Here is a 266-nt window from a genome sequence, read left to right on the forward strand (position 1 = left end):
TAAACGGACCGCATTCTATCGACGCCGGCCGCAAATCGGCTTGAAGGAATCATTATCAATTGAAGAAAGCGGGCCCGGTCTGCCCTGGAAAACGGCGCGATTGCGGCGGCCGCGCCCGTTACCTATGCTGCCGTCCCGTTCCGCACGAGGTGGCCGTCGCATGATTCCGCCGCTTGATCCCGTCGTCGCCCAGATCATTCCGCTGTTGCCGCTGCGCGATCCCGCAACGATGACGCCGCAGAGCGCCCGCGATGCGCTCCGCGCGC

General features: G+C 64.7%; 1 pseudogene. It reads left to right on the forward strand.

Annotated elements, in window-relative coordinates:
• Positions 1 to 160: 160 nt before the first annotated feature.
• Positions 161 to 266: pseudogene (locus KJQ96_RS41240) on the forward strand (alpha/beta hydrolase); the annotation flags it as partial.

This window comes from Bradyrhizobium sp. sGM-13 (assembly GCF_018398875.1).
In the GTDB taxonomy this organism is placed as follows: domain Bacteria; phylum Pseudomonadota; class Alphaproteobacteria; order Rhizobiales; family Xanthobacteraceae; genus Bradyrhizobium.